Here is a 25,964-nt window from a genome sequence, read left to right on the forward strand (position 1 = left end):
CCCCCCCCCCCCCCCCCCACGACGGGTCAGCGGTGTGATGCCTGCGTCAGCGGACGAACTTCGGCGTCATCGGCGGGTCCCACCACTCGCCGTTGTTCGCCTTGACCATGCCGATGACGGGCATGACGAGGCTGTACACGGCGACGAGGAAGATCGTCACGAACCCGATGAGCACGAACATGAGGACAATCGAGACCACGATGCCGATGATCGTCGTGATCTGGATGTTCAGCGCGTTCGCCGTGTGGGACCGCACGAAGGGGCCCCGGTCCCGGTACAGCAGGTACATGACGAGTGCGGCGACGAACCCGAGCGTCCCGCTCGTGACGACCATGACGGCGAGGGTGATGCCGTGGGCCGCGAGGCCCCAGGTCTTCTCCTCCTGCACCGTCATGGGGGTCTGGCCGGCCGGGGCGTACCCCGGGGCCTGACCGTGAGCGCCAGGCGGGGGCGGAGGGGGAGGGGTGGCCGACGCCCCGGGCGGCGGCGGGCCGGCCGGGGGCGGTGGCGGTGGGACGTCGGCGGCGGGCGGCGGTGGGCTCGGCTCGTGGGCCGGCTCTGGCTCGGGGTCCGGGGTGGTCTCGGGGTCCGGGGTGGTCTCGGGCGCGACGGTGTCCCCGTCCTGCGGGGCCGGGGGCGGTGCGACGACCTCGGTGGGCTCGGTGCTCGACGCGTCGTCTCGGGGCTTCTTCTCGCTCATGCTCTCCTCCTTGCGGTCTGCCCCTATCTCACACCCCGACATCGCCCTGACGCACGGACCTCCGGGGCGAGTCGGGGTTTGCATCGGGGTCCGGTCAGGGCCGACCCCCATCGGGATGCGCCGGGCGGCACCGACCTGGGTCCACGGACCTCGTCGGCCCGGTGCGGCTACGGCGCGGTGACGAAGTCGATGAGCTCCTCGACGCGGCCGAGGAGCTCGGGCTCGAGGTCGGTCCAGGAGTCGACGGCCGCGAGGATCCGTTTCCAGGCCCGGGCGAGGTCGGCCTGGGTCTCGTGCGGCCATCCCAGATGGGCGCAGATGCCGTGCTTCCACGACGTGCCGCGGGGGACGACCGGCCAGGCGTCCATCCCGAGCCGCTGGGGCTTCACCGACTGCCACACGTCCACGTACGGGTGGCCGACGACGAGGACGTGGTCCGCGTGGGGCCGGACCCGGCGGGCCTCGTCGACGACGCGGGACTCCTTGCTCCCCGGGACGAGGTGGTCGACGAGCACCCCCATCCGGTGCTCGGCGTCGGGCCGCACCTCGCGGATGACGGCGGCGAGGTCGTCGACGCCGTCGAGCATCTCGACGACGACGCCCTCGACGCGCAGGTCGTCGCCCCACACCTTCTCGACGAGCTCTGCGTCGTGGCGGCCCTCGACGTAGATCCGGGAGCCGCGGGCGACCCGGGCCCGCGCCCCCCGGACCGCGACGGAACCGCTGGCCGTCCGGGACGAGCCGGCACGCGCGGCGGAGAGCCGGGTCGCCTGGGCCGCCGTGGGCGGGACCAACGTGACCGGCGCACCGTCGACGAGGAAACCCGGCCCGAGCCGGAAACCCTTCGTCCGTCCGCGGCGGTCCTCGAGGTGGACGACGTGGATGCCCCCGGCCTTCTCGACCCGGACGACCGCCCCGACCCACCCGGTCTCCGCGTCCTCGACGACGGTGCCGGGCTCGGCGGGCAGCTCGACCGCGCGCCCCCGACGAGGGGCGCGCCAGTCGCCCGAGAGCACGTCCGTCCCGTACCTGTCCACCACGGCCGCGAGGCTAGCCCGCCCAGCCGGGAGCGGCGTGGACCGCCGCGCGGCGGTTCCGGCTTTCGCATCGTCCGGGCGCGGCGCGTAGGATTGGCACTCCGGCGGCGAGAGTGCCAGCACGTGCTCCGCCCGCGCGCAGCAAGCCCCGACGACGCCCGGAGGAGGACGACCGTGAACGACGACCGCCGGCTCCGGGTCCTGCGAGCCATCGTCCAGGACTACGTCGAGACCTCCGAGCCCGTCGGGTCCAAGGCCCTGCTCGAGCGCCACCGGCTGGGGGTCTCCGCCGCGACCGTGCGCAACGACATGGCCGCGCTCGAGGAGGAGGGCCTCATCGCGGCGCCGCACACGAGCGCTGGGCGCATCCCCACCGATGCCGGGTACCGCCTCTTCGTCAACCGTCTCTCGCAGATCAAGCCGATGACGGTCGCCGAGCAGCGCGCCATCGGGCACTTCCTCGAGGGCGCCGTCGACCTCGACGACGTCGTCGACCGCACCGTCCGCCTCCTCGCGTCGCTGACGCGTCAGGTCGCCGTCGTGCAGTACCCGTCGCTGTCCCGCTCCTCGGTGCGGCACGTCGAGCTCGTCCCGATCGGTGGCCCGCGGCTGCTCGTCGTCCTCATCACGACCACCGGACGCGTCGAGCAGCGGGTCATCGACGTCGGCACCGACCTGCTCACCACCGAGGGCGAGGCCACGCTGTCCCTGCTGCGGACCGAGCTCAACGCCGCCACGAGCGGGCGCACCCTCGCCGACGCCTCCGCCGAGCTCGCCGTCGTGCCCGAGCGCCTCGACCCCGCCCACGGCGAAGTCGTGCGCGCGGTCGTCGCGGCTCTCGAGGACTCGCTGGCCGAGGAGCGTGAGGAGCGTGTCGTCCTCGCCGGCACGGCCAACCTCGTCCGCTCCGACCGGGACTTCTCGACGAGCATCGGGACGGTCCTCGAGGCCCTCGAGGAGCATGTCGTCCTCCTCAAGCTGCTCGGCACCGTCGCCGAACAGGGCAATGCCGTCGCGGTCCGCATCGGGGGCGAGAACCCCTACGCGGGCCTGCAGAGCACCTCCATGGTCTCGACCGGCTACGGCGCCGGGAGCGACCTCGTCGCCGCCCTCGGCGTCGTCGGCCCCACCCGGATGGACTACCCCGGGGCCATGGCCGCCGTGCGCGCCGTCGCCACCTACGTCTCCCGGATCCTCGCGGACTGACGCGAGCGAGCCCCGCCACCCACCGACCACCTGCCACGGAGGACCACCCACCCGTGAACGACTACTACGCCGACCTCGGCGTCGCCCGCGACGCGAGCCCCGAGGACATCAAGCGCGCCTACCGCCGTGCGGCACGCCGCCTGCACCCGGACGTCAACCCGGGCGCCGAGGCCGAGGACGAGTTCAAGAAGGTCTCGCAGGCCTACGACGTCCTGTCCGACCCGCAGAAGAAGCAGGCGTACGACATGGGGTCCGACCCCTACGCGGGCGCGGCCGGCGGTTTCGGCCAGGGCTTCTCGTTCAGCGACATCATGGACGCCTTCTTCGGTGGCACGGCCGCGGGGGCGACGGGGCCACGCTCGCGGCAGGCCCGTGGTCAGGACGCCCTCGTCCGCCTCGACCTCGACCTCGCCGACGCCGTGTTCGGGGCGGAGAAGGAGCTGAGCGTCGACACCGCGGTCGGGTGCAGCACGTGTCACGGCGACGGCAAGCAGCCCGGCACCTCGACCCGGACGTGCGACGTCTGCGAGGGTCGCGGCGAGATCCGGCAGGTGCAGCGCAGCTTCCTCGGGCAGGTCATGACGACCCGTCCGTGCATGACGTGCCAGGGCTTCGGCGAGATCATCACCGACCCCTGCTACGAGTGCAGCGGCGACGGCCGGGTCCGTACCCGGAGCACGATGACGATCAAGGTCCCGGCGGGTGTCGACACCGGCACGCGCATCCAGCTCGCGGGACGTGGTGAGGTCGGCCCGGGCAACGGGCCGGCGGGGGACCTCTACGTCGAGGTCGCGGTGCGCCGCCACCCGGTCTTCCAGCGGCAGGGTGACGACCTCCACGCGACGATCGAGGTGCCGATGACCGCCGCGGCCCTCGGCGCGTCGCTCGCCATGGACACCTTCGACGGCGGCCAGGAGCTCGACCTGCGCCGCGGCACCCAGTCCGGTGAGACGAGCACGCTGCGCGGCCTCGGGGTCACCCACCTGCGCGGCGGCGGACGCGGCGACGTCGTCGTGCACTGGATGGTGCAGACCCCGACCCGGGTGGACGCCGAGCAGGAGGAGCTCCTGCGCCGCCTCGCCACGCTCCGTGGTGAGGAGCGACCGGAGGGCAAGGCCACCAACCCCGCGGAAGGGTCGCTCTTCGGCAAGCTCCGCGACGCGTTCAAGGTGCGCTGAGCCCGGTGACGCTGCCGGTCTACCTCGTCGCCGGGGGTCTGCTGGACGGCTGCGAGGCCGGCGACGTCGTCCGGGTCGACGGCCCCGAGGCGCGGCACGCCGTGGCCGTCCGACGCACGCGGGCGGGGGAGCGGGTCGTGCTCGCCGACGGGGCGGGGTGCTCGGCCGAGGGGGAGGTCGCCGAGGTCGACCGCGACACCTTCGCCGTCCGGGTCGACGCGGTCCGTGACGAGCCCGAGCCCAGCCCACGCTTCGTGCTCGTCCAGGCCCTGGCCAAGGGCGACCGGGACGACCAGGCGGTCGAAGCGGCCACCGAGTGCGGTGTGGACGAGGTCGTCCCGTGGCAGGCGGCGCGCAGCGTCGTACGGTGGCGGGGCGAGCGGGGCGAGCGCTCACGACGCAAGTGGGACGCGGTGATCGTCGCGGCGACGAAACAGTCCCGCCGGACGCGTCGGCCGGTGCTGGGCGCGACGGCCACGACGGAGGCTCTCGTCGCGCGCGTCGGCACGGCGGACCTCGCGCTGGTCCTGCACGAGGACGCGACCCTGCCGCTCGCTGGGGCGACGCTGCCGGAGGCGGGGGAGGTGCTCGTCGTCGTGGGCCCCGAGGGTGGGGTCGCCCCCGAGGAGCTCGAGGCGCTCGAGGCCGCCGGGGCCCGTCCGGTGCGCCTCGGCCCCACCGTGCTGCGCTCGTCGAGCGCCGGCCCCGCGGCGCTCGCCGTGCTCAGCGCGGCTGCTCGCTGGCGTTGACCGCCGCATCGCGGGCGGCGAGACCGTCGTGGTCCGGCTCGCCGTCGACGTCCGAGAGCGCTGCCCCTAGGGTCGGGGCATGAGCGAGACGAGCCCGGACTGCCTCTTCTGCCGGATCGTCGGCGGTGACGTCCCCGCCGACGTCGTCGCCGAGAGCGAGCACTCGCTCGCCTTCCGGGACATCGAGCCCCAGGCGCCGACGCACTGCCTCGTCATCCCACGGCGTCACGTCGCGACCGTCGGTGAGCTCGCCGACCACCCCGACGAGCTCACCGACGCCGTCGTCCTCGCCGCCGCCGTGGCGGCCCAGGAGGGGCTCGACGACGGGTACCGCCTCGTCGCCAACACCGGCGCCCGGGCGCACCAGACCGTGTTCCACGCCCACCTGCACGTCCTGGGTGGCCGCGACATGACGTGGCCCCCCGGCTGAGCGGCGGTTTCTCGTGTGCCTGTCGTCGGTGCGGGCCCGTAGACTGGGGCCACGATGACTGACCCGCACTCCGACGATCCCGTCGTGCCCTCCGGCTCCACCCAGCCCCACGTGCCCCAGCACACGGTCACCATCCCTCCCGAGGTCCAGATGGTCACCCTGCTCGGCCCGCGCGACGAGCTCCTGCGGACGATGGAGCGCCAGTTCCCGCAGGTGCAGATCCACGTCCGGGGCAACGAGTTCCACATCGCCGGCCCGAGCTCCGAGGTCGCCCTCGTCGAGCGTCTGGTCGACGAGCTGCTCGCGGTCCTCGAGGGCGGCCAGCCACTGAACCGGGACGCTGTCGAGCGGTCGATCCAGATGCTCCGCGCGCAGACCGTCGAGCGGCCGGCCGACGTGCTGACGATGAACATCGTCAGCAACCGGGGCCGCACGATCCGCCCCAAGACGCTCGGGCAGAAGCGGTACGTCGAGGCCATCGACGAGCACACCGTGATCTTCGGCATCGGCCCGGCCGGCACCGGCAAGACCTACCTCGCCATGGCGAAGGCCGTCGCAGCGCTCCAGGCCAAGCAGGTGAACCGGATCATCCTCACCCGGCCGGCGGTCGAGGCGGGGGAGCGGCTCGGGTTCCTGCCGGGCACGCTCAACGACAAGATCGACCCGTACCTCCGCCCGCTGTACGACGCGCTGCACGACATGGTCGACCCCGACTCCATCCCGCGGCTCCTCGCGGCCGGCACGATCGAGGTCGCGCCGTTGGCGTTCATGCGGGGTAGGACTCTGAACGGTGCGTTCGTCATCCTCGACGAGGCGCAGAACACCACGCCCGAGCAGATGAAGATGTTCCTCACCCGGCTCGGGTTCGGCTCGAAGATGGTCGTCACCGGCGATGTGACCCAGGTCGACCTGCCGGGCGGCAACCAGAGCGGCCTGCGGGTCGTGCGCGACATCCTCCACGACCTCGACGACGTCCACTTCAGCGAGCTGACGGCCGTCGACGTCGTGCGGCACCGGCTCGTCGGCGAGATCGTCGACGCCTACGGTCGGTGGGACGCCGGTCAGCAGCGCCGCACCCCGCGGGACACGCACGAGGGACGTCGCCCCCGCACCCGCCGCGGCGAGCAGGAGCGGCCGGCGCCGTGAGCATCGACGTCCTCAACGAGACCGACCACGTGCTCGACGAGCTCGAGCTCGTCGCGTGCGCCAGGTACGTCCTGGACCGGATGAAGGTCCATCCCCAGGCCGAGCTGTGCATCCGGCTCGTCGACGAGCCGGCCATGGAGACTCTCCACGTGCAGTGGATGGACCTCCCCGGCCCCACCGACGTCATGAGCTTCCCGATGGACGAGCTGCGTCCGGGGCGGGACGGCCTGCCCCCCGAGGAAGGCGTCCTCGGTGACCTCGTGCTCTGCCCGAGCGTCGCCGCGAAGCAGGCGCGCGAGGCGGGCCACGCCACCGAGGAGGAGCTGCTCCTCCTCACGACGCACGGCATCCTCCACCTCCTCGGGTTCGACCACGCCGAGCCGGACGAGGAGAAGGAGATGTTCGAGCTGCAGCGCCAGCTGCTCCTCACCTTCCTCGCGACCCGCGGCCGTCCGGGGGCCTGACCCCGCCATGACCCGGATCGTCCTCGCCGCGGTGCTGGCCACCGTGTTCGCCTTCCTCATCTCGATGGCCGAGTCCGCCATCGCGCGCATGTCCCGGGTGCGCGCCGACGAGCTCGTCGACGAGGAGCGACCCGGGGCGGCCGCGCTGGTCCGGGTCGTGGCCGACACCGCCGCCTACCTGTCGGTGCTGTCCTTCCTCCGCGTCATCGCCGAGTCCACCGCCGCCGTGATGGTCACGCTCGCCGCGGTCGACGCGGTGGAGGGCACGTGGCAGCCGTTCCTCGTCGCGATCGGGGTTATGGCGCTGGTGTCGTTCGCGATCGTGGGCGTCTCTCCGGGGACTCTCGGCCGTCAGCACAGCACCGGTGTCGCGCTGGTCGCTGCGCCCGTCGTGATCTGGCTGCGCCGGCTCCTCGGCCCCTTCGCCCGGCTGCTCATCGCCCTGACCAACGCCGTCACCCCCGGGAAGGGCTACCGGGACGGCCCGTTCGAGAGCGAGTCGGAGCTGCGGGGCCTGGTCGACGTCGCCCGCGAGAACCGGCTGATCGAGGCCGACGAGCGCGCGATGATCCACTCCGTCTTCGAGCTCGGCGACACGTACACGCGCGAGGTCATGGTTCCGCGCACCGACATGGTGGCGATCGACGCCGACCGTGTCTGCCGCCAGGCGATGAAGCTCTTCCTGCGCTCGGGGTTCTCACGCATCCCCGTCGTCGGTGAGAACGTCGACGACGTCGTGGGGCTGCTCTACCTCAAGGACGTCATCCGCCGGCTCAACGCCGACCCGGACGCCGAGACGCTGCCGGTCACCGAGGTCATGCGTCCGGGCCGGTTCGTCCCGGACAGCAAGCCCGTCGACGCGCTGCTGCGCGAGATGCAGCTCGAGCAGACCCACCTCGCCGTCGTCGTCGACGAGTACGGCGGGACGGCCGGCATCGTGACGATCGAGGACATCCTCGAGGAGATCGTCGGGGAGATCACCGACGAGTACGACCGGGAAGGTCCCGAGACCGAGCAGCTCCCCGACGGCCGGACCCGCGTGTCGGCGACGATGCACGTCGACCATCTGGCCGAGCTCTTCGAGGTCGATCTCGACGAGGACGAGGTCGACACCGTGGGAGGGCTGATCGGCAAGACCACCGGCATGGTGCCGATCCTCGGGTCGACGTGCGAGGTCGCCGGTCTGCGACTGACCGCCGAGCGGATGTCCGGGCGGCGGCACCGGGTCGCGACCGTCGTCGTCGAGCGGGTCGCTCCCGTCGCGGCCGAGGACGAGCTGGAGGAGCGGGTCGGATGAGTGAGGTCACAGCCGCGCCCGAGGACGGTGGGTACGTCGCCGGCTTCGCCTGCTTCGTGGGCCGCCCGAACGCGGGCAAGTCGACGTTGACGAACGCGCTCGTCGGGCAGAAGGTCGCGATCACCTCGAGCAAGCCGCAGACCACGAGGCACACCATCCGCGGCATCGTGACGACCGAGCGCAGCCAGCTCGTCCTCGTCGACACGCCGGGTCTGCACCGGCCCCGAACACTGCTCGGGGAGCGGCTCAACGACCTCGTCCGCGAGACGCTGCTCGAGGTCGACGTCATCGGGTTCTGCCTGCCGGCCGACCAGCGGGTCGGTCCCGGTGACCAGTTCATCGCGGCAGAGCTCGCCGAGCTGCAGCGGGGCAGGCGCACACCGGTCGTGGCCATCGCGACGAAGTCCGACCGGGTCGACAAGCAGCGCCTGGCCGAGCACCTCATCGCCGTCGACCAGCTGGGGGAGTGGGCTGCGATCGTCCCGTGCTCGGCCACCGGGGACGACCAGGTCGACGTCGTGGCCCGGGTGCTGTCCGAGCACCTCCCCCCGTCACCGGGTCCGTTGTACCCCGACGGGCAGCTCACCGACGAGCCCGAGGCCGTCATGGTCGCCGAGCTCGTCCGTGAGGCCGCCCTCGAGGGGGTGCGTGACGAGCTGCCGCACAGTCTCGCGGTGGTCGTCGTGGAGATGGTTCCGCGCGAGGACCGGCCAGAGGACGACCCGCTCCTCGACGTGCGCGTCAACGTGTTCGTCGAGCGCGACAGCCAGAAGGCCATCGTCATCGGACGTGGTGGCTCACGTCTGCGGGAGGTCGGGACCACGGCGCGGCGGGGCATCGAGGCGCTGCTCGGCCAGCGAGTGCACCTCGACCTGCACGTCAAGGTCGCCAAGGACTGGCAGCGAGACCCGAAGCAGCTCCAGCGGCTGGGGTTCTGACAGCGGGCGATCAGTAGGTTCCGCTGCCGATCAGGGCGATCGCGTGCGAGCGGTTGCGGGCCCCCAGGCGGCGGATGACCTCCGAGACGTCCGCTGAGACCGTTCGTTCCGACACGTGCAGCTGCCGAGCGATCTGCCGGTCGCTGGCACCGTCCGTGAGGAGGAACGCGATGTCGACCATGCGCCGCGTGAACGGTGGGTCCTCCCCGGGCGGCACCGCCGGCTCGGAACCCTGCCACACGTGCTCGAAGCACCGGACCGCTGCCGCGACGACGTGCGGGATGGTGCTGCTCCAGACGCCACCCGTGAGCGGGTTGCCCCGCGGGACGCCGACGAAAACGAGCGAGGCGTCGACGATGAGCAGGGGAGCGACGACCGGAGCCAGCCGGACTCCGCGGTGATGGCTCGTGAGCATCGGGAGTCGGCCGGTGGCCCGGGGCGTCGTGACGTACCGGTACTCGACCCGCGGCGAGTCCGCGACCTCGGCCAAGGGCCGTGCAGCGCCGACCTCTCCCCAGGAGGGCAGCGCCGTCATGTGCCAGAGGGACCTGCGGACGGAGCGGGCGAGGTCGTCCACTCCCGCACGAATGGCGCCGCCGGCCGCGCCCAAGGAGGTCAGCCGAGGGTCTCCGGCGTGAACGAGGCCCTCGACCCAGTGGAAGAACTGCCGAGGCCCGTCGTCGGGTGTGCTGGTCATCGCACGAGCGAGGTGGGCCCGACTCCTCCGTGGTCCTCGTGGACCCGGTGAGCACTCGCCCTCTCGTCGACGCACGGCTCGGCACCGGTCGTCCCCACAGAAGCCTCCCTCGCTGTCCGCGGCCACCTGCCCCGGTCGCCCCGCCGAGAGTGTACGAGGGCGGCCGCTCATGTCGTGGGAGGGTTCGTGCGCCGGGAGTCGTCGGCGTGCCGTCGAGGGGTCATCGCGCGCCGTGGTTGAGGGTCGAGACCGCGTGTGCCCTGTCTCGGTCACCGAGCCAGTCGGTGACGGCGCGGACCTCGGTCGAGACCGTCCTCGGGCTGACGTCCAGTGCTTCCGCGATCTCCTGGTCCGAACGTCCCTCCGCGAGCAGCATGGCCGTCTCGAGCCTGCGTCCGGAGAGCAGGGCCCGGTCGACCATCTGAGAGACGGGTCGTGCAACCGCCCACGCCGCCTCGAACACCTCGACGCCACGCCGGAGCAGGTCCTCGTCGGTCGTCTCCCACACGGTTCCCGCGAGCTGCGTGCCGTCAGGTCCCGAGACGAAGGCATGCACCGAGTCGGTGATGAGCATCGGTGCGACGATCGCGCCGACCCGCGCCTGTGGACATACGGACGCGGACAGAGGGTTCGAGGCGATCAAACCCTCCGTGACGAGGTCGCGATCGCGGGGCAGAGGGACCTGGTGTGCCTGGGTGTACGTCGTCATTCCCTCGCGAACATCGCGGACCGTCGCCGACAGCTGCTGGTTCCAGACGCTGTCGCTTGTCCGGTGGGCCCGAGCCCTCACGAAGTGCGCGGCCTGGGTCTGATGGCCGAGGAGCCGTACGCGCGGGTTATCCGTCAGCATCAGCTCGGCGAGTAGCGCGAAGAATACGGTCTGGGTTGCGACGGGGTCGGTCACCGGTGGCGTCTCCTCATTGGTCGGCGCCGACGAGCATGGCGACGGCGTGGGCGCGGTTGCGTGCGCCGAGCCAGTCGATGATGTGGCGGATCTCGGTGGAGACGGTGCGTTGGCTGGTTCCCAGCGCGGTGGCGATCTCGCGGTCGGTGCCCCCCTCGGCGAGGTGCAGGGCGACCTGGAGGCGGCGGGACTCCAGCAGTGGACGGTCGACGATCTCGATGATGGGGCGGCTGTTGACCCAGGTGGCGAGGAAGGTCTCGCAGGCGCGTGCGACCAGGCCGGGGTCGGTGGTCTCCCAGATTGTCGCCTCATGGCGCGTCCCGTCGGGTCCGGCGAGGAACGCCTGCGATTGGTCGACGATGAGGAGGGGCGCTGCGACATCTGCGACGCGGGACTTCGGTTCGGCACTCGCGTAGAGGGGGTTGATGCGCAGCGTGGTCCGTGTAGTGATCTCGCACATGTCGAGAGATCCCAGGTGGGTGAGTGCCTGTTCGCGTCGAAGGCCTTCTCGCAATGCCGGAATGTTCACCGACACTTGCATGTTCCAGGTGTGCACCCGAGCTCCACCGAGGCCGCGCGTGAGGTGTCGGGAGGCGTCAGCCAAGGGGCCCAAGAGTGTTACGCGGGGGTCGTTGGCGAGCATGAGCTGGGCGACGTGATCAAAGAAGCCGGTCTGGAGGGGGTCGGTCACCGCCGGTATCTCCTCACTGGTCGGCGCCGACGAGCATGGCGACGGCGTGGGCGCGGTTGCGGGCGCCGAGCCAGTCGATGACGGCGCGGATCTCGGTGGAGACGGTGCGTTGGCTGATGCGGAGGGAGTGGGCGATGTCGCGGTCGGTGGCGCCGTCGGCGAGGTGGAGGGCGACCTGGAGACGTCGCGGGGGTAGCAGTGGCCGGTCGGTGACTTCGGTGATGGGTCGGCTCCCTTCCCAGGTGGTGAGGAAGACCTGGCAGGCGTGGGCGACGAGCCCGGGATCGGTGGTCTCCCAGATGGTCGCTTCGTGACGGGTCCCATCAGGTCCAGCGAGGAAAGCGTGCGTCTGGTCGACGACGAGGAGGGGTGCTGAGACATCTGCGACCCGGGACAGTGGCTCGACGCTGGCGTAGAGCGGATTCGTCCTCAGACTGGTTTCGGTGACCATCTCGCGAACGTCCCTGACGGAGCCCAGGCCTAGTTCGGCGGCCGTGTGGATCCCGTCGCGCATCGCCAGGAGAGGTAACGTGAGCTGCATATTCCACAGACTGGACCGAGTCGTGCCCACTCGGTTGGCAATGTGGGCTGGAGCATCGGGCAGCTGGCCGAGCAGGGTGAGGCGGGGCTCGTCGGCGAGCATGAGCCGGGCGACGTGGTGGAAGAAGTCGTCGTGTCGGGCGGTGGGGGTGTTCATGGCAGGGGGGTCGCCTGCTCAGTGCTCGGTGCCGACGAGCATGGCGACGGCGTGGGCGCGGTTGCGTGCGCCGAGCCAGTCGATGATGTGGCGGACCTCGGTGGAGACGGTGCGGTGGCTGGTTCCCAGCGCGGTGGCGATCTCGCGGTCGGTGGCGCCGCCGGCGAGGTGGAGGGCGACCTGGAGGGGGCGAGGTTCTAGCAGTGGGCGGTCGACGACGTCGGTGATCGGGCGGCCGACCGTCCACGCGGCGAGAAATATGTGGCACGCAGGTCCGACGATATCGGTGTGCACCGACTCCCAGATGGTGTCGGCGTACCTGGTGCCCAAGGGACCTGCCAGCAAGACATGTGTTTCGTCGGTGATGAGCATCGGGTCGCTCACGAAGTGAATCCGATCCTGGGGGTGGAGACTCGGAAAGAGGGGGTTATCCGCCAGGCCACGAGCATCAACCAGACCTCGCTCCTCTGGGAGACCACCGGGGTGGTGCCTGTCAAAGCTCCGCGATCCGTTCGTCGTGGAGCGCACGCTGACCGTGACCTGCTGGTTCCACAAGCTGTGGCGGGTCTGCGCGTACCGGCGGTCAAGGTGCTCGTCCGCGGACGTGAGTGGTCCGAGCAGGGTGAGGCGGGGGTCGTCGGCGAGCATGAGGGCGTGAACGTGGTCGAAGAACGCTCGAGCGGACGTCGGCTCCGAGGGGGTCCGCACCTGTCCTCCTCCATTCCTGAGCCCTGCCCACCAGCGGGGCACATCCCTGGGTCCGTGCGTCTGGAGATGCTATCGAGGCCCGCGTCCGAACCAGGTCAGCGACAGGGCCGGTAGCGGCGTGTTCGAGAAGCGCAGTGGGCAGCACTGTCCCGATCGCGAAACGCGTGGCCCCTTCCGGCCAGGTGGAGGTCTCCGTTTGCGAACTCTCGCAAAGTCGCTGGACTCCGGCTGGACAGCACATTCACAGTAGTCATGCGACGGCGACCGTTCGACGGCCGGCCGTCGCGCCACGTACGGACCTCCGGGGCGGAGAGCGGGCGTGGCCGGGTGCGCCGTTCCAGGGGTGGGGGCGCTCCGGCCACGCCATCCGCTCGGATGACGGTCCGGGCCGGCGCCCACGCCCCGTCTCCCTAGACTAGGTGCATGCGAGTCGGAGTCTTCGGTGCCACCGGTCAGGTGGGCAAGGTCATGCGTACCCTCCTCCACGAACGGAACTACCCGGTGGAGGAGATTCGCTACTTCGCCTCAGCGCGCTCAGCGGGGAGCACGCTGCCGTGGGGGGACCGCGAGGTCGTCGTCGAGGACACCGCGGCCGCCGACTTCTCGGGTCTCGACATCGCGCTCTTCTCCGCCGGCGGTACGACGTCGAAGGAGTGGGCCCCTCGGGTCGCCGAGGCCGGCGCGACCGTCGTCGACAACTCCAGCGCCTGGCGGAAGGACCCCGAAGTCCCGCTCGTCGTCTCCGAGGTCAACCCCGACGACCTCGACGACATCCCCAAGGGCATCGTCGCCAACCCCAACTGCACCACGATGGCGGCGATGCCGGTCCTCGCGCCGCTGCACGCACGGGCAGGCCTCGTCCGGCTCCACGTCAGCAGCTACCAGGCGGTCTCGGGCTCCGGAGGCAAGGGCCTCACCGAGCTCGACGACCAGCTGCGCGGCGGGTACGCGGCCGGCGACCCCAAGCAGCTCGCCCTGGCCGGCGACGCCCTGGCTCTCCCGGAGCCCCAGGTCTACGCGGTTCCGGTGGGCTTCAACGTCGTCCCGCTCGCCGGCTCGGTGGTGGACGACGGCAGTCTCGAGACCGACGAGGAGCAGAAGCTGCGCAACGAGTCGCGCAGGATCCTCCACATCCCCGACCTCCGGGTGTCCGGCACGTGCGTGCGCGTCCCCGTCTTCACCGGTCACAGCCTCGCCGTCCACGCGGAGTTCGAGCACGACATCACCCCGGAGGATGCCGTGGCAGTGCTCACCCAGGCGCCGGGGGTCGTCGTGACGAACGTCCCGAACCCCCTCCAGGCCGCCGGGCGCGACGAGGTGTTCGTCGGGCGGGTCCGCGCGGACCAGGCCGCACCGGACGGAAAAGGGTTGGCGCTGTTCGTCGTCGGCGACAACCTCCGCAAGGGCGCCGCGCTCAACGCGGTGCAGGTCGCGGAGGAGCTGGCCAAGCGCGCCTGACGAGGGATGCCGCGGTGGGTGAGCGGTCGTAGAGTTGCGCCATGGCATGGCTTGACGAGGACTTCGACGCCGCGGTCGCGGCCGTGTCCGCGATGACGAAGGACCCGGGCGTCGAGACCAAGCTGCGTCTCTACGCCCTCTACAAGCAAGCCACTGAAGGTGATGTCTCGGGCGCCCGTCCCGGGTTCACCAACCCCATCGGCCGCGCCAAGTTCGACGCCTGGGCAGCGGTCAGCGGGACACCGCGGGACGAGGCCATGACCCAGTACGTCGACACCGTCGAGACGCTGCGCTCCTAGTCGGACGTTCGCGGCACGCCCGGGTCAGCCCCGAGGGTCGGTCACGACGTGCACCCGGTAGGCCTCCCGGGTGCGGTTCCGACCACTCCCCGACGCGCTCAGGGCGACGCGTGGACGGCTGCATGGTCCTCGGGACGACCGACTGAGCCGTGGACGACCATGGGCGTGGCGCGCCCGCGTGTGGCATGCTCTTTCCGTGCGTTCCTCGCGCCTCCTCCTTCGCTGCCGCGGCGGGGCCTGACACTGGCCGCCCCTCGTCGCGGAGTCACTGCTGCATCGGCCGGTCCCACCGCAGACGAGTCGAAGGCGAAGTGAGCAGATGATCCACCCCCAGCACTCCTCCGGGATGCCGACGCAGAAGTACGTCCCGTTCCAGGAGCAGATCCGCGTCGAGCTCCCCGACCGCACCTGGCCGGACCAGGTCATGACCACGGCCCCGCGCTGGTGCGCCGTCGACCTCCGCGACGGCAACCAGGCGCTCATCGACCCGATGGACGCCGAGCGCAAGCTCCGGATGTTCCAGCTGCTCGTGAAGATGGGCTACAAGGAGATCGAGGTCGGTTTCCCGAGCGCGAGCCAGACCGACTTCGACTTCGTCCGCGAGCTCATCGAGGGCGGTCACATCCCCGACGACGTGACGATCCAGGTCCTCACCCAGTGTCGGGACCACCTCATCGAGCGCACCTACGACGCGATCCGTGGCGCGAAACAGGCCATCGTCCACTTCTACAACTCGACCTCGGTGCTGCAGCGGCGTGTGGTGTTCGGCATGAGCCAGGACGGCATCGTCGACATCGCCCTGCAGGCGGCCCGGCTGTGCCGCAAGCTCGAGGAGACCGTCCCCGAGACCACCGTCTACTACGAGTACTCGCCGGAGTCCTACACGGGCACCGAGCTCGAGTTCGCGGTTCGCATCTGCAACGAGGTCATCGAGGTCATCGACCCCACCCCCGACCACAAGATGATCGTCAACCTCCCGGCGACCGTCGAGATGGCCACCCCGAACGTCTACGCCGACTCCATCGAGTGGATGGTCCGCCACCTGGACCGGCGCGAGTCCGTCGTCGTCAGCCTGCACCCGCACAACGACCGCGGCGAAGGGGTCGCGGCCGCCGAGCTCGGCTATCTCGCCGGAGCGGACCGGATCGAGGGGTGCCTCTTCGGCAACGGCGAGCGCACCGGCAACGTCTGCCTCGTCACGCTCGGGATGAACCTCTTCAGCCAGGGCATCGACCCGCAGATCGACTTCTCCGACATGGCCGAGATCCGGCGAACGGTCGAGTACTGCAACCAGCTGCCGGTGCACGAGCGGCACCCGTGGGGCGGCGACCTCGTCTACACGGCCTTCTCCGGCTCCCACCAGGACGCCATCAAGAAGGGCTTCGAGGACATGGACGGCCGGGCCAAGGCGGCCGGCACGAGCATCGACGACCTCGACTGGGGCGTGCCGTACCTGCCGATCGACCCGCACGACATCGGCCGCTCCTACGAGGCGGTCGTGCGCGTCAACAGCCAGTCCGGGAAGGGCGGGGTCTCGTACCTGCTCAAGAGCGAGCACGGACTCGACCTCCCGCGCCGGCTGCAGGTCGAGTTCAGCCACGTCGTCCAGCGCCGAACCGACACCGAGGGGGGCGAGCTCACCGGCACCCAGATCTGGGCGATGTTCGCCGACGAGTACCTGCACGCCGACGACGCCGAGCAGCGCTGGGGGAGGCTCACGCCGGTCCGTTCCACGATCACCGGCACCGACGACGGCCAGGACGTCATCGACGCGGTCGTGCGCGTCGAGGGCACCGAGACCGAGATCCACGGCCGGGGCAACGGCCCGATCGACGCCTTCACCGCCGCTCTGGCGACGCTCGACGTCGACGTCCGCGTGCTCGACTACCACGAGCACGCGCTCTCGGCCGGCGGGGACGCCCGCGCGGCGGCGTACGTCGAGTGCGCCGTGGGCGACCGCGTCCTGTGGGGTGTCGGCCTGCACGAGTCGATCGTCAAGGCATCGCTGCGCGCCATCCTCTCGGCGGTGAACCGGGCCGAGCGCGCCGGCGCCGAGACCGACTGAGGCTCCGGACGCATGGGTGCGGTGCTCGCGTGCGGGCTGGCGACGGTCGACGTCGTCCAGGTCGTCGCGGCGCCGCCCTTGCCGGACGAGAAGGTCGTCGCCCTGGCGTCGACCGTGGCGGCGGGTGGGCCGGCGTGCAACGCGGCGATGACGGCGGCCCTGCTCGGCGTCGAGACCCGCTTCGTCGGGGCTGTCGGCAGCGGCCCGCTGTCCGCCGTCGTGCTGCGTGACCTCGCGACCCACGGGGTGGCCGTCACCGACCTCGCACCCGCCGCCTTCGAGCCACCGTTGTCGACGGTGCTCGTGACGGAGGCGACGGGGGAGCGGGCCGTCGTCTCGCGCAACGCCGTGGGGACGGCGGACTACCGTGCGCTCGCGGACCGCGACCTCGACGCCCTCCTCGAGGGTGTCACCGCGGTACTCGTGGACGGCCACCACCTCCCGGTGGCACTCGGGGTCGCCCGGGGTGCCCGGGAGCGCGGCGTGCCCGTGCTCCTCGACGGCGGTTCGTGGAAGCCCGGGCTCGAGGAGCTCATCGCGGACGTGGACATCGCCGTGGTCTCGGCCGCGTTCTCACAGCCCGGCGGAGGCGGGTTCGAGACGCTGCTCGACGCCGGCCCCGGGTGGGTCGCGTGCTCCGACGGCGCCGGGCCGGTGCGCTGGTCGGCTGCCGACGGCCGCGGTGGACAGGTCGACGTCCCGGTCATGGACGTCGTCGACACCCTGGGTGCTGGGGACGTCCTCCACGGCGCTCTGCTCGCCGAGGTCGCCCGCGACGGCACGGCCGACCTCCCGGGGATGCTCGCCGCGGCGGTGGGGGTCGCGAGCCGCTCGGTGGGTGCGTCCGGCGCACGGGGCTGGGCCGAGCAGCACTGACCACCGGCATCGACACCGAGGAGCTCGGTGCTGTTCCCGCACACCGAGCCGCTGCCGCTCGACCTCGTCCGCCGGGTCGTCGAGTTCCGGGTCGGGGAGATCCGGGGCTGAGCGTCCGGGTGGCTCAGCGGACGCCGCGCACCCGGAACTGCACACTGATCCGCGGCCCGACGGGTCTGGCGGTCTTGGGGACGCAGTGGTCCCAGGTGCGCTGGCACGACCCACCCATGACGAGGAGGTCACCGTGCCCGGCGGCGAACCGTACCGAGGAGCCGCCGTCACGGGGGCGCAGGGCGAGATCGCGCGGAGCCCCGACGGAGAGGATGGCGATCATGGTGTCCTCGTCCCGGCTGCGTCCGACCCGGTCGCCGTGCCAGGCGACCGAGTCCTGGCCGTCGCGGTACAGGCAGAGGCCCGCGGTGACGAACGGCTCGCCGAGCTCGTCGCGGTAGTGCGCGGTGAGCGCGTCGCGGCACTCGTCGAGCACGGGGTGGCGGGGGACGTCGACGATGCCCTCGTACATCTGGCGGCGCTCGGCGTACCAGGGCACGTCACGGCGCAGGGCCCCGTAGAGCTCGTCCGCACCACCGACCCAGCCCGTGCGGCGGTCGACCCAGGCACCTTTCCCGAGGTCGATGCGCTGGACCGCGGTTCCGAGCGGCCGGACCTCGATGCCGTCGGCGAGGTCGAGGAGGGAGCCCTGGAGCACGGACATGTCTCGAGTGTAGGAACGAATCGAACACCTGTCCACACCCTGTGTCCCCCGCCCGGCAGGATGGCCACCATGGAGGACGCCGTGGAGCACGCCGTCAGCAATCCGGTCGACGTCCGGGCCGCCCGGGCGTGGCTGCTCGCCCACGCGGTCGAGGGAGTCGACCGGGTGACCGCCGAGGCGGGCGGCACGACGGTCACCCGGCGTGTCGGCACCGCTCGTGGCTCCGTGGAGCTCGCCGTGGTCCTCGCGGCAGGAGCGACTCCCGTCCTCCGGGTCGGCGGTCCGGGCACCGAGGAGGCCGTCGAGGTCGGGCGACGCTGGCTCGGGGTCGACCTCGACGTCGCGTCCGGGGTGGCGGCGCTGGGGACGGACCCCGTGCTGGGGCCGCTGGTCGCCTCACGGCCGCACGTCCGGGTGCCCGGTGCCCCCGACCCGTTCGAGGCCGCCGTCGGCATCATCGTGGGACAGCACGTGTCCCTCGTGGCGGGCCGGGTCTTCGCCGCCCGTCTCGCGGCGCGCGGCGCCGCTGTGCGGGACCTGGCGCGTGCCGACCCCGCCGCGGTCCGGCGTGAGGTGGGGGTCACGGGCGGTCGCGCGCGGTCCCTCGTCGCGCTCGCCCGAGCGGTCGAGGGCGGTCTCGACCTCGGTCCGCAGCCGGACCCCATCGCCCGGGCCGAGGTCCGGGCCGGGCTCCTCGCACTGCCGGGGGTCGGTCCCTGGACGGCCGACCTCGTCGCGATGCGCTGCCTGCGCGACCCCGACGTGTTCCTCCCCGGTGACCTCGTCCTGCGCAAGGCGCTCGGGGGCGTCCCGGCCGCCGAGGCCGCCCGCCTGGCGGAGGCATGGCGTCCGTACCGCTCGCTGGCCGTCGTCCACCTCTGGACCCGTCACGCCCTCGACCCGCCGCGCTGACGACGGCGGGGCAGCGCGGGGATGTCGGTCCCAGCCCCGACAATGGCCGGGTGCCCCTCTACCGCGACGAGGCGATCGTCCTGCGCACCCACAAGCTGGGTGAGGCCGACCGCATCGTCACCGTGCTCTCGCGGCGTCTCGGCAAGCTCCGCGTGGTCGGCAAGGGGGTGCGCCGGACGAAGTCGCGGTTCGGGGCCAGGCTCGAGCCGGCCATGCACATCGACGTCCAGTGCTACGAGGGCCGCACCCTCGACACCGTGACGCAGGTCGAGACCCTCGACCCGTGGGGCGACCTCATCGCCCGCGAGTACCACGCCTGGACGGCGGCCACAGCCGTCCTCGAGACCTGTGAGCGACTCACCGAGGAGCGCGAGCCGGCCCTGCAGCAGTACCTCCTGCTCGCCGGGGCGCTGCGCAGCCTCGCCCACCGCGAGCACGACCCCGGTCTGGTCCTCGACGCCTACCTCGTGCGCGCGATGGCCGTCGGGGGTTACGCGCCGAGCTTCCACGACTGCGCCAAGTGCGGCGCCCCCGGACCACACCGAGCCTTCCACGTCGCCGCCGGGGGTGTCGTCTGCCCGGTCTGCCGCCCCCCGGGCTCCACGGCACCCCACCCGGACACGCTGCGCCTCCTCGCCGCCCTGCTGGCCGGTGACTGGGCGCTCGCCGACATCTCCGACCCCCGGCACCGTCGTGAGGGCAGCGGGCTCACCGCGGCGTTCCTCCAGTGGCACCTCGAACGCGGCATCCGCAGCCTCCGTATGGTGGAGCGGTGAGCGCGCCGACCCGGTACGAGCAGCCCTTCCGGCACCCGAGCGGCACCCTTCCGCCGCCGGTGCCCGCCGAGCGGATGCCGGGCCACGTCGCCATCGTCATGGACGGCAACGGACGGTGGGCGAACCAGCGCGGGCTGCCCCGCACCAAGGGACACGAGGCGGGGGAGGCGGCCCTGCTCGACGTCGTGGCCGGCGCCATCGAGGTCGGGGTCACCCACCTGTCGGCGTACGCGTTCAGCACCGAGAACTGGAAGCGAAGCCCGGACGAGGTCCGCTTCCTCATGGGCTTCAACCGTCAGGTGATCCGCCGCCGCCGCGACCAGCTGCACTCGTGGGGGGTCCGGATGCGCTGGGTCGGTCGCCGGCCGCGACTGTGGGGCTCGGTCATCAAGGAGCTCGAGACCGCGCAGGAGCTGACGCGGCACAACACCGGCCTCACCCTCTACTTCTGTGTCAACTACGGCGGCCGGGCCGAGGTCGGGGACGCCACCCGGCGCATCGCCGAGGACGTCGCGCGCGGCCGGCTCAAGGCGTCCGCCGTCGACGAGCGCACGGTCGCGCGGTACCTGCCCGAGCCCGACATGCCGGACGTCGACCTCTTCGTCCGCTCCTCGGGGGAGCAGCGGACGAGCAACTTCCTGCTCTGGCAGAGCGCCTACGCCGAGATGGTGTTCCAGGACCGTCTCTGGCCCGACTACGACCGCCGGGACCTGTGGTCGGCGATCGAGACGTACGTGGCCCGTGACCGCCGCTACGGCGGTGCGGTGGACGCCCCACGAGCGGACTCCCGGTAGCCTCACCCGGCATGGCTCTCTCGAGTGTCGTCACCCAGTACCCGGAGGTCGCGGCCGTCGTCGCCCGGCTGGTCCGCAGCCCCGAGGTCGCCCGGCACTGGCACGCGGAGAGCGCGTGCGCGGGGATGACGGTCGGTGGTCTCGCCCACCACGTGGCGCGTCAGACCTCGCACGTCGTCACCCTGCTCTCTGCGGCGCCCGGTGCCGACGAGGTCATCTCGGTGCTCGACCACTACCGCAGGGCGGCGTGGGTGCACACGAGCCTCGACGACGACCAGAACGTCGAGATCCGGAGCTCTGCCGACGCCTCGGCAGCGAGCGGCCCTGACGCACTGCTGGCTCGGATGGACGCCGACCTCGAGGCCCTTCCTGACGCCCTCGACCCCGTGATCCGGGGCGCGCGGGTCCCTGACGCGGTCCATCTGCCGTGGCAGGGATGGTCGCTCTCGACGGCGGACTTCCTCCTCACGCGGACGATGGAGTGCGTCGTGCACACCGACGACCTCGCCGCGAGCGTCGGGCTGCCGACGCCGGAGCTCCCCGCCGAGCCGGTGCGCGAGGTCCTCGCGCTGCTCGCGGCCGTGGCCGCGGAGCGACACGGCCAGGTCGCGCTCGTCCGGGCTCTGAGCCGGCCACAGCGAGCAGTGGGGCCGGTCAGCGCGTTCTGAGCGGGACCGGACATCGCCAAGACCGGCTCAGACGTACGCCCAGGTCATGATCATGTTGTGGTCGGATGGCGGGTTCTTGGCCTTGCCGTAGGCGCTGCCCGCCGGGACGACCGTCTCCCAGGTCCGGGCCCGGACGCCCCACGAGACGAAGATGTAGTCGATGGCGCTGCCGTTGTACTTCCACCACTGGGAGCGGTCCAGGCGCGGCCGCGAGGTGTTGCCCTCCGGGAAGGTGCAGGAGTAGGTGCTCTTGTTCGTCGTGTTGTAGACGACGTTGACGAACCGGGGGGCCGCCATCGGCACGCTCGGGGCCCGCGGCGTGAGGCGTCGGCACCAGCCCAGGCCGCTCCCGCTGGCTTTCATCCGCCGGTCGTTGCCGACGATGTCGACCCACTTCGCGGACGTGAGCACGTCGGCTGCGGTCCTCGCCTCGGTGTAGCGCGAGGAGTTGAGGTCGCCGACGACGAAGGTCGGGAGAGACGCCCCCTGGTACGTCCGGTGCTTGGCGACGACCCCGAGCGCCTGCTTCATCTGGGCGACTCGGAACGCGTCGGTTGCTTTGGCGTCGAGGTGGGTGTTGACCGCGAGGAAGCGTCGCTTGGTCGCACGCTGCTCGAGGACGGCCCACTCCACGGTGCGACGCGTCGTCGTCGAGCTCCGGAGGTTCGCCGACCCGTGGGTGAGCAACCGGGTGGTCCGGGAGTTGTACAGGAGGCGGTTGTCGTTCGGACCCTTGGTCGGGCTCGTGTAGCACGTGCGCCACGGAGCCGCCTGTCCTTTCCACCGGCCGTTCCACTCGGGGGTGGACGAGCAGGACGGGCGGAAGCGGTTGACGGGGATGTAGAGGTTTCCGGCCGACAGGGTGCGGGCGTTGACCAGGTCCGTGAGGTCTTCGTACTGCGAGATGTGGCGAGGGGTGGCCGTCCGGGTCTCGCGGACCCAGCCCTGCGACGCCTCCTGGAGCCCGACGACGTCCGGGAGGCACTTCGCGATCTGGTCGGCGATGGCAGTGCGGCGGGCCGGCCAGTTCGTCCACGTCCCGCCGGCGCTCTGCCCGAGGATGTTGTAGCTCGCGACACCGACGAGCGCCTTGCGCGCGAGGGCCGGGTCCTTGCGGTCGGCGACGGCAACGGCCTTCGCCGCGCACGACGTGGTGGCGGCGTGTGCTGTGGCGGCCGGTGTGGCCACCGAGAGGGTCGCGCACAGGGCGGTCGCGGTGAGGGCGGCGAACGCCCGTCGTGAGCGGGTCATGGCGTGGTCCGTTCCCCGTGCATGGAGGTGGGTCAGTACGGCCGGAACGGTAGCTCCTCGGACGGCCGGCTCGCCGGTGAAACGGAGATGTACGAGCCGGTCGGACTCAGGAGGAGCCGGACGAGCACCGACGACACAGGCCGTCGACCTCCACCGTGTGCCGCACCTGGGTGAAGCCGTGCGACGCGGCGACGGTCTCCGCCCACCGCTCGACGGCGTCGGCCGTGACCTCGACGGCGAGACCGCAGCCGCGGCACACCACGTGGTGGTGGTGGTCCTCGGTGGCGCACGCCCGGTAGACGCTCTCCCCGTCGGCGGTGCGGATGACGTCGACCTCGCCGTCGGTGGCCATGGCCTGGAGGTTGCGGTACACGGTGGCGAGCCCGACCCGATCCCCGGCGGATGCGAGGTCGGCGTGGATCTCCTGGGCGGACCGGAACTCCGTGGCATCGGCCAGCGCCTCGGCGATGGCCGCGCGCTGGCGGGTGGGGCGTCGTTCGGTGCGGGCCTGTCCGCTCATCGTGCCGTGACCTCCTCGTGCTCGCCGTGCTCGTCGTAGTGGCCCTGGTGCGCCGCGTGCCGGTGCCCGTCGTGCAGGTAGTCGACGTGGTCTCCGTGGGGCACCGCCGGGTGGCCGCACCGTGGACCGTGCTCGTGGTCGTGCCGCTCGGCGCGGGCGTGCGCGGCGCGGCGGAGCCGTCCGTGCACGGCGGAGACCGCGGTGACGACGAGGAAGGTGGCGATCGCGACGAGGACGATCGTGCCGCCGGAGGGTGTCTCGGCCTCGTAGGACACGACCACGCCACCGACGCTGCTCAGGACCCCGATCACGACGGCCCACCTCACGCTGGCGGCGAAGCTGCGCGAGAGCAGCTGGGCCGTGGCGTTGGGGATGATCATCAGTGCGCTGATGAGCAGCAGGCCCACGACGCGCATCGACACGACGACCGTGACGGCGGTGAGCACCGCGAGGACGAGGTTGTACGCCATGACCGGCATCCCCGCCGAACGGGCGTACTCCTCGTCGTTCGCGACCGCGAAGAAGCGCGGTCGGAGGAGCAGGGTCGCCCCGAGCACGGTCGCGGCGAGGGCTGCCAGGACGACGAGGTCGCCGCGGCTGGTCGTGAGGATGGCGCCGAAGAGGTAGGCGGTGAGGTTCGACGGGCTTCCGGCGCTCGAGCGGGAGATGAGGACCACGCCGAGGGCGATGCCGCCGTAGAACATCACCGCCAGGGCGACATCGCCACTGGTGCGTCCGGAGGCCCGGATGAGCTCGATCGCGACCCCGGCGGCCACCGCCGCGACGAGCGCGGTGAGGACCGGCTGCTGGCCGGTCAGGACACCGACCGCGACACCGGCGAGCGCCACGTGCCCCATGCCGTCCCCGATGAGCGACATCCGACGCTGGACGAGGAAGGTGCCGACGAGGGGGGCGGCGATCCCGGCGAGGAGCGCGGCGAGGAGCGCCTGGCGCATGAAGTCGAGCGCGAGCATGTCACTCACCGGCCACCGCCTGTGCGGTGGGGTCGAGCGGTCCGCCTCCGAGGACGCGGCGGACCCCGGGTCGTCCGGGGTCGTCGTGGTGGTGCCCGGAGCCGTGGTGGTGCGCGCGCAGGGCCAGGTGCGCCTCGTACTCGGGGGGCGTGCCGTCGAAGTCGAGGTGCCCGGCGTCCATGCAGACGATGCGCGTCACGACGTCGTGCAGGGCGTCGAGCTCGTGCGTGACGACGAGCATGGAGGTGCCGCCCGCGACGAGACGGGCGAGGACGTCCGTCAGCGCGTGCTGGCTGGCGGTGTCGACGCCGGCCGTCGGCTCGTCCATGACCAGCAGATCCGGCCGGCCGGCCAGCGCCCGGGCGATGAGCACCCGGCGCTGCTGCCCGCCGGAGAGCGAGGCGACCTCCTCGTCGGCCCGGTCGGACAGGCCGACGGCGTCGATCGACTCGGCGACGACGGCGCGGTCCTCGGCGCTCGCGGGCTTCCACCAGGGGCGATGCGGCAGCCGCCCCACGGCGACGATCTCGGCGACGGTCGCGCGCACCGACGCGGAGAGCGAGTGCCGTTGCGGGACGTACCCGATGCGGGTGTGCTCACGGAACCGGTCGCGCGGGACGCCGAGCAGGAGGACCTCGCCGCCCTGGTGGTCGGCGAGACCGAGCAGTCCCTTGACGAGGGTCGACTTGCCGGAGCCGTTCGGCCCGAGCAGGGCGACGACCTCTCCCGGCTCGACGGTGACGTGGACGCCGGACACGATGCTGCGGTCGCCGTACCCGAAGGACGCCGACCGCAGCTCGATGAGGGACGGAGCGGGCGTCACGAACAGCCCTGTCCCTTCTCGAGCGTCGCGAGGTTGCTGCGCATCACCTCAAGGTAGTCGCTGCCGGCGGAGGTGTCCGTGATCCCCTCGACGGGGTCGAGCACCTCGACCCGTGCGCCGGTCTCACGGGCCAGGGTCTCGGCGAGGTCGGGGGAGACCAGGGTCTCGCTGTAGATGGTGGTGACGTCGTGCTCCTGCACGTACGCCGCGAGGTCCCTGAGGGTCGCGGCGTCCGGCTCGATGTCCGGAGAGATCCCCGCGATGCCCTGCTGGTGCAGGCCGTAGCGCTCGGCCAGGTAGCCGAAGGCCACGTGGCTCGTGACGAGGTCGGTGCTCGAGCAGCCCGCGAGCCCCGACTCGATGTCGCGGTCGAGCGACCGGAGGTCCGCGACGAGAGCGGCCGCGTTGGCGCGGTAGTCCTCGGCGTGACCGGCGTCCGCCTCCGCGAACCGCTCGCCGATGGCCGTCACGACGGCTTCGTAGCGGACGGGGTCGAGCCAGAAGTGCGGGTCCTGGCCCTCGTGCTCGGCGTGGTCCCCGTCCTCCTCGGCGTGCTCGCCCTCCTCGTCGGAGTGCTCGCCCCCCTCGGGTGCGGCGAGCGACAGGTCGGCGTCGGGGGAGACGTCGAAGCTCGCGTCGGAGGCCTCGTTCGCGACCGCCTCGTCGACGGCGGGCTGGAAGTCGGCGAGGTAGACGACGAGGTCGGCACTCGTCATTCCGGCGACGTCCTTGGGGGTGAGCTCGAGGTCGTGCGGCTCGGCACCGGGCTTCGTGAGAGCGGTGACGGACACGTGGTCACCCCCGACCCGCTGGGAGGCCCACTCCAGCGGGTAGAACGCGGCGACGACGTCGAGCGACGTGCCGGAGCCGTCGGACCCGGGGTCGGCCGAGCCGCATCCCGTGAGGGCGAGGGCCGAGGTCGTGGCGAGGGCGGTGAGAGCACGCTTCATGACAATCATTCTCAAATGAAATGAGAACCGTTGTCAAGTGG

29 protein-coding genes are annotated in these 25,964 nt (G+C 71.9%); 16 read left to right on the forward strand and 13 right to left on the reverse strand.

What is annotated here, in order from left to right:
- Positions 1 to 46 precede the first annotated feature (46 nt).
- Positions 47 to 700: a DUF4870 domain-containing protein gene (locus tag JQN72_RS18250; protein ID WP_239100143.1), complete on the reverse strand. Its 654-nt coding sequence runs from the start codon at positions 698 to 700 to the stop codon at positions 47 to 49.
- 167 nt (positions 701 to 867) lie between these two features.
- Positions 868 to 1,740, reverse strand: a complete 873-nt coding sequence (locus tag JQN72_RS04875; RefSeq protein ID WP_204134047.1) for a DUF3097 domain-containing protein — start codon at positions 1,738 to 1,740, stop codon at positions 868 to 870.
- A gap of 171 nt (positions 1,741 to 1,911) precedes the next feature.
- On the opposite strand from JQN72_RS04875, the gene hrcA reads away from it, so the two are divergent.
- The 8 genes from hrcA to era all read left to right on the forward strand — a co-directional run bounded on the left by hrcA (position 1,912) and on the right by era (position 9,145).
- Positions 1,912 to 2,943, forward strand: a complete 1,032-nt coding sequence (gene hrcA, locus JQN72_RS04880; protein WP_204134048.1) for a heat-inducible transcriptional repressor HrcA — start codon at positions 1,912 to 1,914, stop codon at positions 2,941 to 2,943.
- Positions 2,944 to 2,996: 53 nt separating this feature from the next.
- Positions 2,997 to 4,121 carry a molecular chaperone DnaJ gene (dnaJ, locus tag JQN72_RS04885; RefSeq protein ID WP_204134049.1) on the forward strand — a complete coding sequence of 375 codons (1,125 nt, stop codon included), beginning with the start codon at positions 2,997 to 2,999 and terminating at the stop codon, positions 4,119 to 4,121.
- A 5-nt stretch (positions 4,122 to 4,126) separates the two neighbouring features.
- On the forward strand, positions 4,127 to 4,870 hold the full coding sequence (locus JQN72_RS04890) for a 16S rRNA (uracil(1498)-N(3))-methyltransferase (RefSeq protein ID WP_204134050.1): 744 nt from the start codon (positions 4,127 to 4,129) through the stop codon (positions 4,868 to 4,870).
- Between the two features lie 79 nt (positions 4,871 to 4,949).
- Positions 4,950 to 5,300 (forward strand): HIT domain-containing protein, encoded by a 351-nt coding sequence (locus JQN72_RS04895; protein WP_204134051.1) that lies wholly within the window; start codon positions 4,950 to 4,952, stop codon positions 5,298 to 5,300.
- Between the two features lie 54 nt (positions 5,301 to 5,354).
- On the forward strand, positions 5,355 to 6,446 hold the full coding sequence (locus JQN72_RS04900) for a PhoH family protein (RefSeq protein WP_204134052.1): 1,092 nt from the start codon (positions 5,355 to 5,357) through the stop codon (positions 6,444 to 6,446).
- The gene (gene ybeY / locus JQN72_RS04905; protein WP_204134053.1) at positions 6,443 to 6,910 is read left to right on the forward strand and encodes an rRNA maturation RNase YbeY; all 468 of its coding nucleotides are present in this window, start codon (positions 6,443 to 6,445) and stop codon (positions 6,908 to 6,910) included. Before JQN72_RS04900 ends, ybeY begins: the two co-directional genes overlap by 4 nt.
- Before the next feature lie 7 nt (positions 6,911 to 6,917).
- On the forward strand, positions 6,918 to 8,207 hold the full coding sequence (locus JQN72_RS04910) for a hemolysin family protein (protein ID WP_204134054.1): 1,290 nt from the start codon (positions 6,918 to 6,920) through the stop codon (positions 8,205 to 8,207).
- Entirely contained in the window at positions 8,204 to 9,145 is a 942-nt protein-coding gene (gene era, locus JQN72_RS04915) for a GTPase Era (protein ID WP_204134055.1), read from the forward strand. Before JQN72_RS04910 ends, era begins: the two co-directional genes overlap by 4 nt.
- 10 nt (positions 9,146 to 9,155) lie before the next feature.
- On the opposite strand, the gene JQN72_RS04920 is transcribed toward era, so the two are convergent.
- The 5 genes from JQN72_RS04920 to JQN72_RS18850 form a co-directional block, all read right to left on the reverse strand.
- Positions 9,156 to 9,842 (reverse strand): helix-turn-helix transcriptional regulator, encoded by a 687-nt coding sequence (locus tag JQN72_RS04920; protein WP_204134056.1) that lies wholly within the window; start codon positions 9,840 to 9,842, stop codon positions 9,156 to 9,158.
- Positions 9,843 to 10,062: 220 nt separating this feature from the next.
- Positions 10,063 to 10,746, reverse strand: coding sequence for a helix-turn-helix transcriptional regulator (locus JQN72_RS18845; RefSeq protein WP_204134057.1), 684 nt, complete (start codon positions 10,744 to 10,746; stop codon positions 10,063 to 10,065).
- 13 nt (positions 10,747 to 10,759) lie between these two features.
- On the reverse strand, positions 10,760 to 11,437 hold the full coding sequence (locus tag JQN72_RS04930) for a helix-turn-helix transcriptional regulator (protein ID WP_204134058.1): 678 nt from the start codon (positions 11,435 to 11,437) through the stop codon (positions 10,760 to 10,762).
- A gap of 13 nt (positions 11,438 to 11,450) precedes the next feature.
- A complete protein-coding gene (locus JQN72_RS04935) occupies positions 11,451 to 12,134 on the reverse strand; it encodes a helix-turn-helix transcriptional regulator (RefSeq protein ID WP_204134059.1) in 684 nt (227 codons plus the stop codon).
- 18 nt (positions 12,135 to 12,152) lie between these two features.
- Positions 12,153 to 12,842 (reverse strand): helix-turn-helix transcriptional regulator, encoded by a 690-nt coding sequence (locus tag JQN72_RS18850; RefSeq protein ID WP_204134060.1) that lies wholly within the window; start codon positions 12,840 to 12,842, stop codon positions 12,153 to 12,155.
- Between the two features lie 423 nt (positions 12,843 to 13,265).
- Here JQN72_RS18850 and JQN72_RS04945 point away from each other — a divergent pair, with 423 nt between their 5' ends.
- The 4 genes from JQN72_RS04945 (at position 13,266) to JQN72_RS04960 (ending at position 17,540) form a co-directional block, all read left to right on the forward strand.
- Positions 13,266 to 14,300: an aspartate-semialdehyde dehydrogenase gene (locus JQN72_RS04945; protein ID WP_204134061.1), complete on the forward strand. Its 1,035-nt coding sequence runs from the start codon at positions 13,266 to 13,268 to the stop codon at positions 14,298 to 14,300.
- A gap of 41 nt (positions 14,301 to 14,341) precedes the next feature.
- The gene (locus JQN72_RS04950; RefSeq protein ID WP_204134062.1) at positions 14,342 to 14,599 is read left to right on the forward strand and encodes an acyl-CoA-binding protein; all 258 of its coding nucleotides are present in this window, start codon (positions 14,342 to 14,344) and stop codon (positions 14,597 to 14,599) included.
- A gap of 319 nt (positions 14,600 to 14,918) precedes the next feature.
- On the forward strand, positions 14,919 to 16,664 hold the full coding sequence (leuA, locus tag JQN72_RS04955; protein ID WP_204134063.1) for a 2-isopropylmalate synthase: 1,746 nt from the start codon (positions 14,919 to 14,921) through the stop codon (positions 16,662 to 16,664).
- A gap of 12 nt (positions 16,665 to 16,676) precedes the next feature.
- Positions 16,677 to 17,540, forward strand: coding sequence for a PfkB family carbohydrate kinase (locus JQN72_RS04960; RefSeq protein WP_204134064.1), 864 nt, complete (start codon positions 16,677 to 16,679; stop codon positions 17,538 to 17,540).
- A 124-nt stretch (positions 17,541 to 17,664) separates the two neighbouring features.
- On the opposite strand, the gene JQN72_RS04965 is transcribed toward JQN72_RS04960, so the two are convergent.
- Positions 17,665 to 18,255, reverse strand: coding sequence for an alpha-ketoglutarate-dependent dioxygenase AlkB (locus tag JQN72_RS04965; RefSeq protein ID WP_204134065.1), 591 nt, complete (start codon positions 18,253 to 18,255; stop codon positions 17,665 to 17,667).
- 69 nt (positions 18,256 to 18,324) lie between these two features.
- On the opposite strand from JQN72_RS04965, the gene JQN72_RS04970 reads away from it, so the two are divergent.
- Genes JQN72_RS04970 through JQN72_RS04985 form a run of 4 tightly spaced genes read left to right on the forward strand, consistent with a single transcriptional unit; the run spans position 18,325 to position 21,405 of the window.
- Entirely contained in the window at positions 18,325 to 19,167 is an 843-nt protein-coding gene (locus JQN72_RS04970; RefSeq protein ID WP_204134066.1) for an AlkA N-terminal domain-containing protein, read from the forward strand.
- A gap of 50 nt (positions 19,168 to 19,217) precedes the next feature.
- On the forward strand, positions 19,218 to 19,943 hold the full coding sequence (recO, locus tag JQN72_RS04975; RefSeq protein WP_204134067.1) for a DNA repair protein RecO: 726 nt from the start codon (positions 19,218 to 19,220) through the stop codon (positions 19,941 to 19,943).
- Positions 19,940 to 20,737 carry an isoprenyl transferase gene (locus JQN72_RS04980; protein ID WP_204134068.1) on the forward strand — a complete coding sequence of 266 codons (798 nt, stop codon included), beginning with the start codon at positions 19,940 to 19,942 and terminating at the stop codon, positions 20,735 to 20,737. The genes recO and JQN72_RS04980 overlap by 4 nt, the downstream gene beginning before the upstream one ends.
- Before the next feature lie 11 nt (positions 20,738 to 20,748).
- A complete protein-coding gene (locus tag JQN72_RS04985) occupies positions 20,749 to 21,405 on the forward strand; it encodes a maleylpyruvate isomerase N-terminal domain-containing protein (protein WP_204134069.1) in 657 nt (218 codons plus the stop codon).
- 27 nt (positions 21,406 to 21,432) lie between these two features.
- On the opposite strand, the gene JQN72_RS04990 is transcribed toward JQN72_RS04985, so the two are convergent.
- The 5 genes from JQN72_RS04990 to JQN72_RS05010 all read right to left on the reverse strand — a co-directional run bounded on the left by JQN72_RS04990 (position 21,433) and on the right by JQN72_RS05010 (position 25,923).
- A complete protein-coding gene (locus tag JQN72_RS04990; RefSeq protein ID WP_204134070.1) occupies positions 21,433 to 22,656 on the reverse strand; it encodes an endonuclease/exonuclease/phosphatase family protein in 1,224 nt (407 codons plus the stop codon).
- Between the two features lie 106 nt (positions 22,657 to 22,762).
- On the reverse strand, positions 22,763 to 23,176 hold the full coding sequence (locus JQN72_RS04995; protein ID WP_204134071.1) for a Fur family transcriptional regulator: 414 nt from the start codon (positions 23,174 to 23,176) through the stop codon (positions 22,763 to 22,765).
- Positions 23,173 to 24,159 carry a metal ABC transporter permease gene (locus JQN72_RS05000; protein ID WP_204134072.1) on the reverse strand — a complete coding sequence of 329 codons (987 nt, stop codon included), beginning with the start codon at positions 24,157 to 24,159 and terminating at the stop codon, positions 23,173 to 23,175. The genes JQN72_RS04995 and JQN72_RS05000 overlap by 4 nt, the downstream gene beginning before the upstream one ends.
- Positions 24,152 to 24,973 carry a metal ABC transporter ATP-binding protein gene (locus tag JQN72_RS05005; RefSeq protein ID WP_307812425.1) on the reverse strand — a complete coding sequence of 274 codons (822 nt, stop codon included), beginning with the start codon at positions 24,971 to 24,973 and terminating at the stop codon, positions 24,152 to 24,154. Before JQN72_RS05005 ends, JQN72_RS05000 begins: the two co-directional genes overlap by 8 nt.
- Positions 24,970 to 25,923, reverse strand: coding sequence for a metal ABC transporter substrate-binding protein (locus JQN72_RS05010; RefSeq protein ID WP_204134073.1), 954 nt, complete (start codon positions 25,921 to 25,923; stop codon positions 24,970 to 24,972). Before JQN72_RS05010 ends, JQN72_RS05005 begins: the two co-directional genes overlap by 4 nt.
- Positions 25,924 to 25,964: the final 41 nt, after the last annotated feature.

The organism is Phycicoccus sp. CSK15P-2 (assembly GCF_016888005.1).
Classification (GTDB): domain Bacteria; phylum Actinomycetota; class Actinomycetes; order Actinomycetales; family Dermatophilaceae; genus Phycicoccus.

Excerpts from the sequence above, each read along its gene's own strand:
- JQN72_RS18250 (WP_239100143.1), bottom strand. The coding sequence starts at position 700 with ATGAGCGAGAAGAAGCCCCGAGACGACGCGTCGAGCACCGAGCCCACC.
- JQN72_RS04895 (WP_204134051.1), top strand. The coding sequence starts at position 4,950 with ATGAGCGAGACGAGCCCGGACTGCCTCTTCTGCCGGATCGTCGGCGGT.
- JQN72_RS04900 (WP_204134052.1), top strand. The coding sequence starts at position 5,355 with ATGACTGACCCGCACTCCGACGATCCCGTCGTGCCCTCCGGCTCCACC.
- JQN72_RS04910 (WP_204134054.1), top strand. The coding sequence starts at position 6,918 with ATGACCCGGATCGTCCTCGCCGCGGTGCTGGCCACCGTGTTCGCCTTC.
- era (WP_204134055.1), top strand. The coding sequence starts at position 8,204 with ATGAGTGAGGTCACAGCCGCGCCCGAGGACGGTGGGTACGTCGCCGGC.
- JQN72_RS04920 (WP_204134056.1), bottom strand. The coding sequence starts at position 9,842 with ATGACCAGCACACCCGACGACGGGCCTCGGCAGTTCTTCCACTGGGTC.
- JQN72_RS04935 (WP_204134059.1), bottom strand. The coding sequence starts at position 12,134 with ATGAACACCCCCACCGCCCGACACGACGACTTCTTCCACCACGTCGCC.
- JQN72_RS04945 (WP_204134061.1), top strand. The coding sequence starts at position 13,266 with ATGCGAGTCGGAGTCTTCGGTGCCACCGGTCAGGTGGGCAAGGTCATG.
- JQN72_RS04950 (WP_204134062.1), top strand. The coding sequence starts at position 14,342 with ATGGCATGGCTTGACGAGGACTTCGACGCCGCGGTCGCGGCCGTGTCC.
- leuA (WP_204134063.1), top strand. The coding sequence starts at position 14,919 with ATGATCCACCCCCAGCACTCCTCCGGGATGCCGACGCAGAAGTACGTC.
- JQN72_RS04960 (WP_204134064.1), top strand. The coding sequence starts at position 16,677 with ATGGGTGCGGTGCTCGCGTGCGGGCTGGCGACGGTCGACGTCGTCCAG.
- JQN72_RS04965 (WP_204134065.1), bottom strand. The coding sequence starts at position 18,255 with ATGTCCGTGCTCCAGGGCTCCCTCCTCGACCTCGCCGACGGCATCGAG.
- JQN72_RS04970 (WP_204134066.1), top strand. The coding sequence starts at position 18,325 with ATGGAGGACGCCGTGGAGCACGCCGTCAGCAATCCGGTCGACGTCCGG.
- JQN72_RS04985 (WP_204134069.1), top strand. The coding sequence starts at position 20,749 with ATGGCTCTCTCGAGTGTCGTCACCCAGTACCCGGAGGTCGCGGCCGTC.
- JQN72_RS04990 (WP_204134070.1), bottom strand. The coding sequence starts at position 22,656 with ATGACCCGCTCACGACGGGCGTTCGCCGCCCTCACCGCGACCGCCCTG.
- JQN72_RS04995 (WP_204134071.1), bottom strand. The coding sequence starts at position 23,176 with ATGAGCGGACAGGCCCGCACCGAACGACGCCCCACCCGCCAGCGCGCG.
- JQN72_RS05010 (WP_204134073.1), bottom strand. The coding sequence starts at position 25,923 with ATGAAGCGTGCTCTCACCGCCCTCGCCACGACCTCGGCCCTCGCCCTC.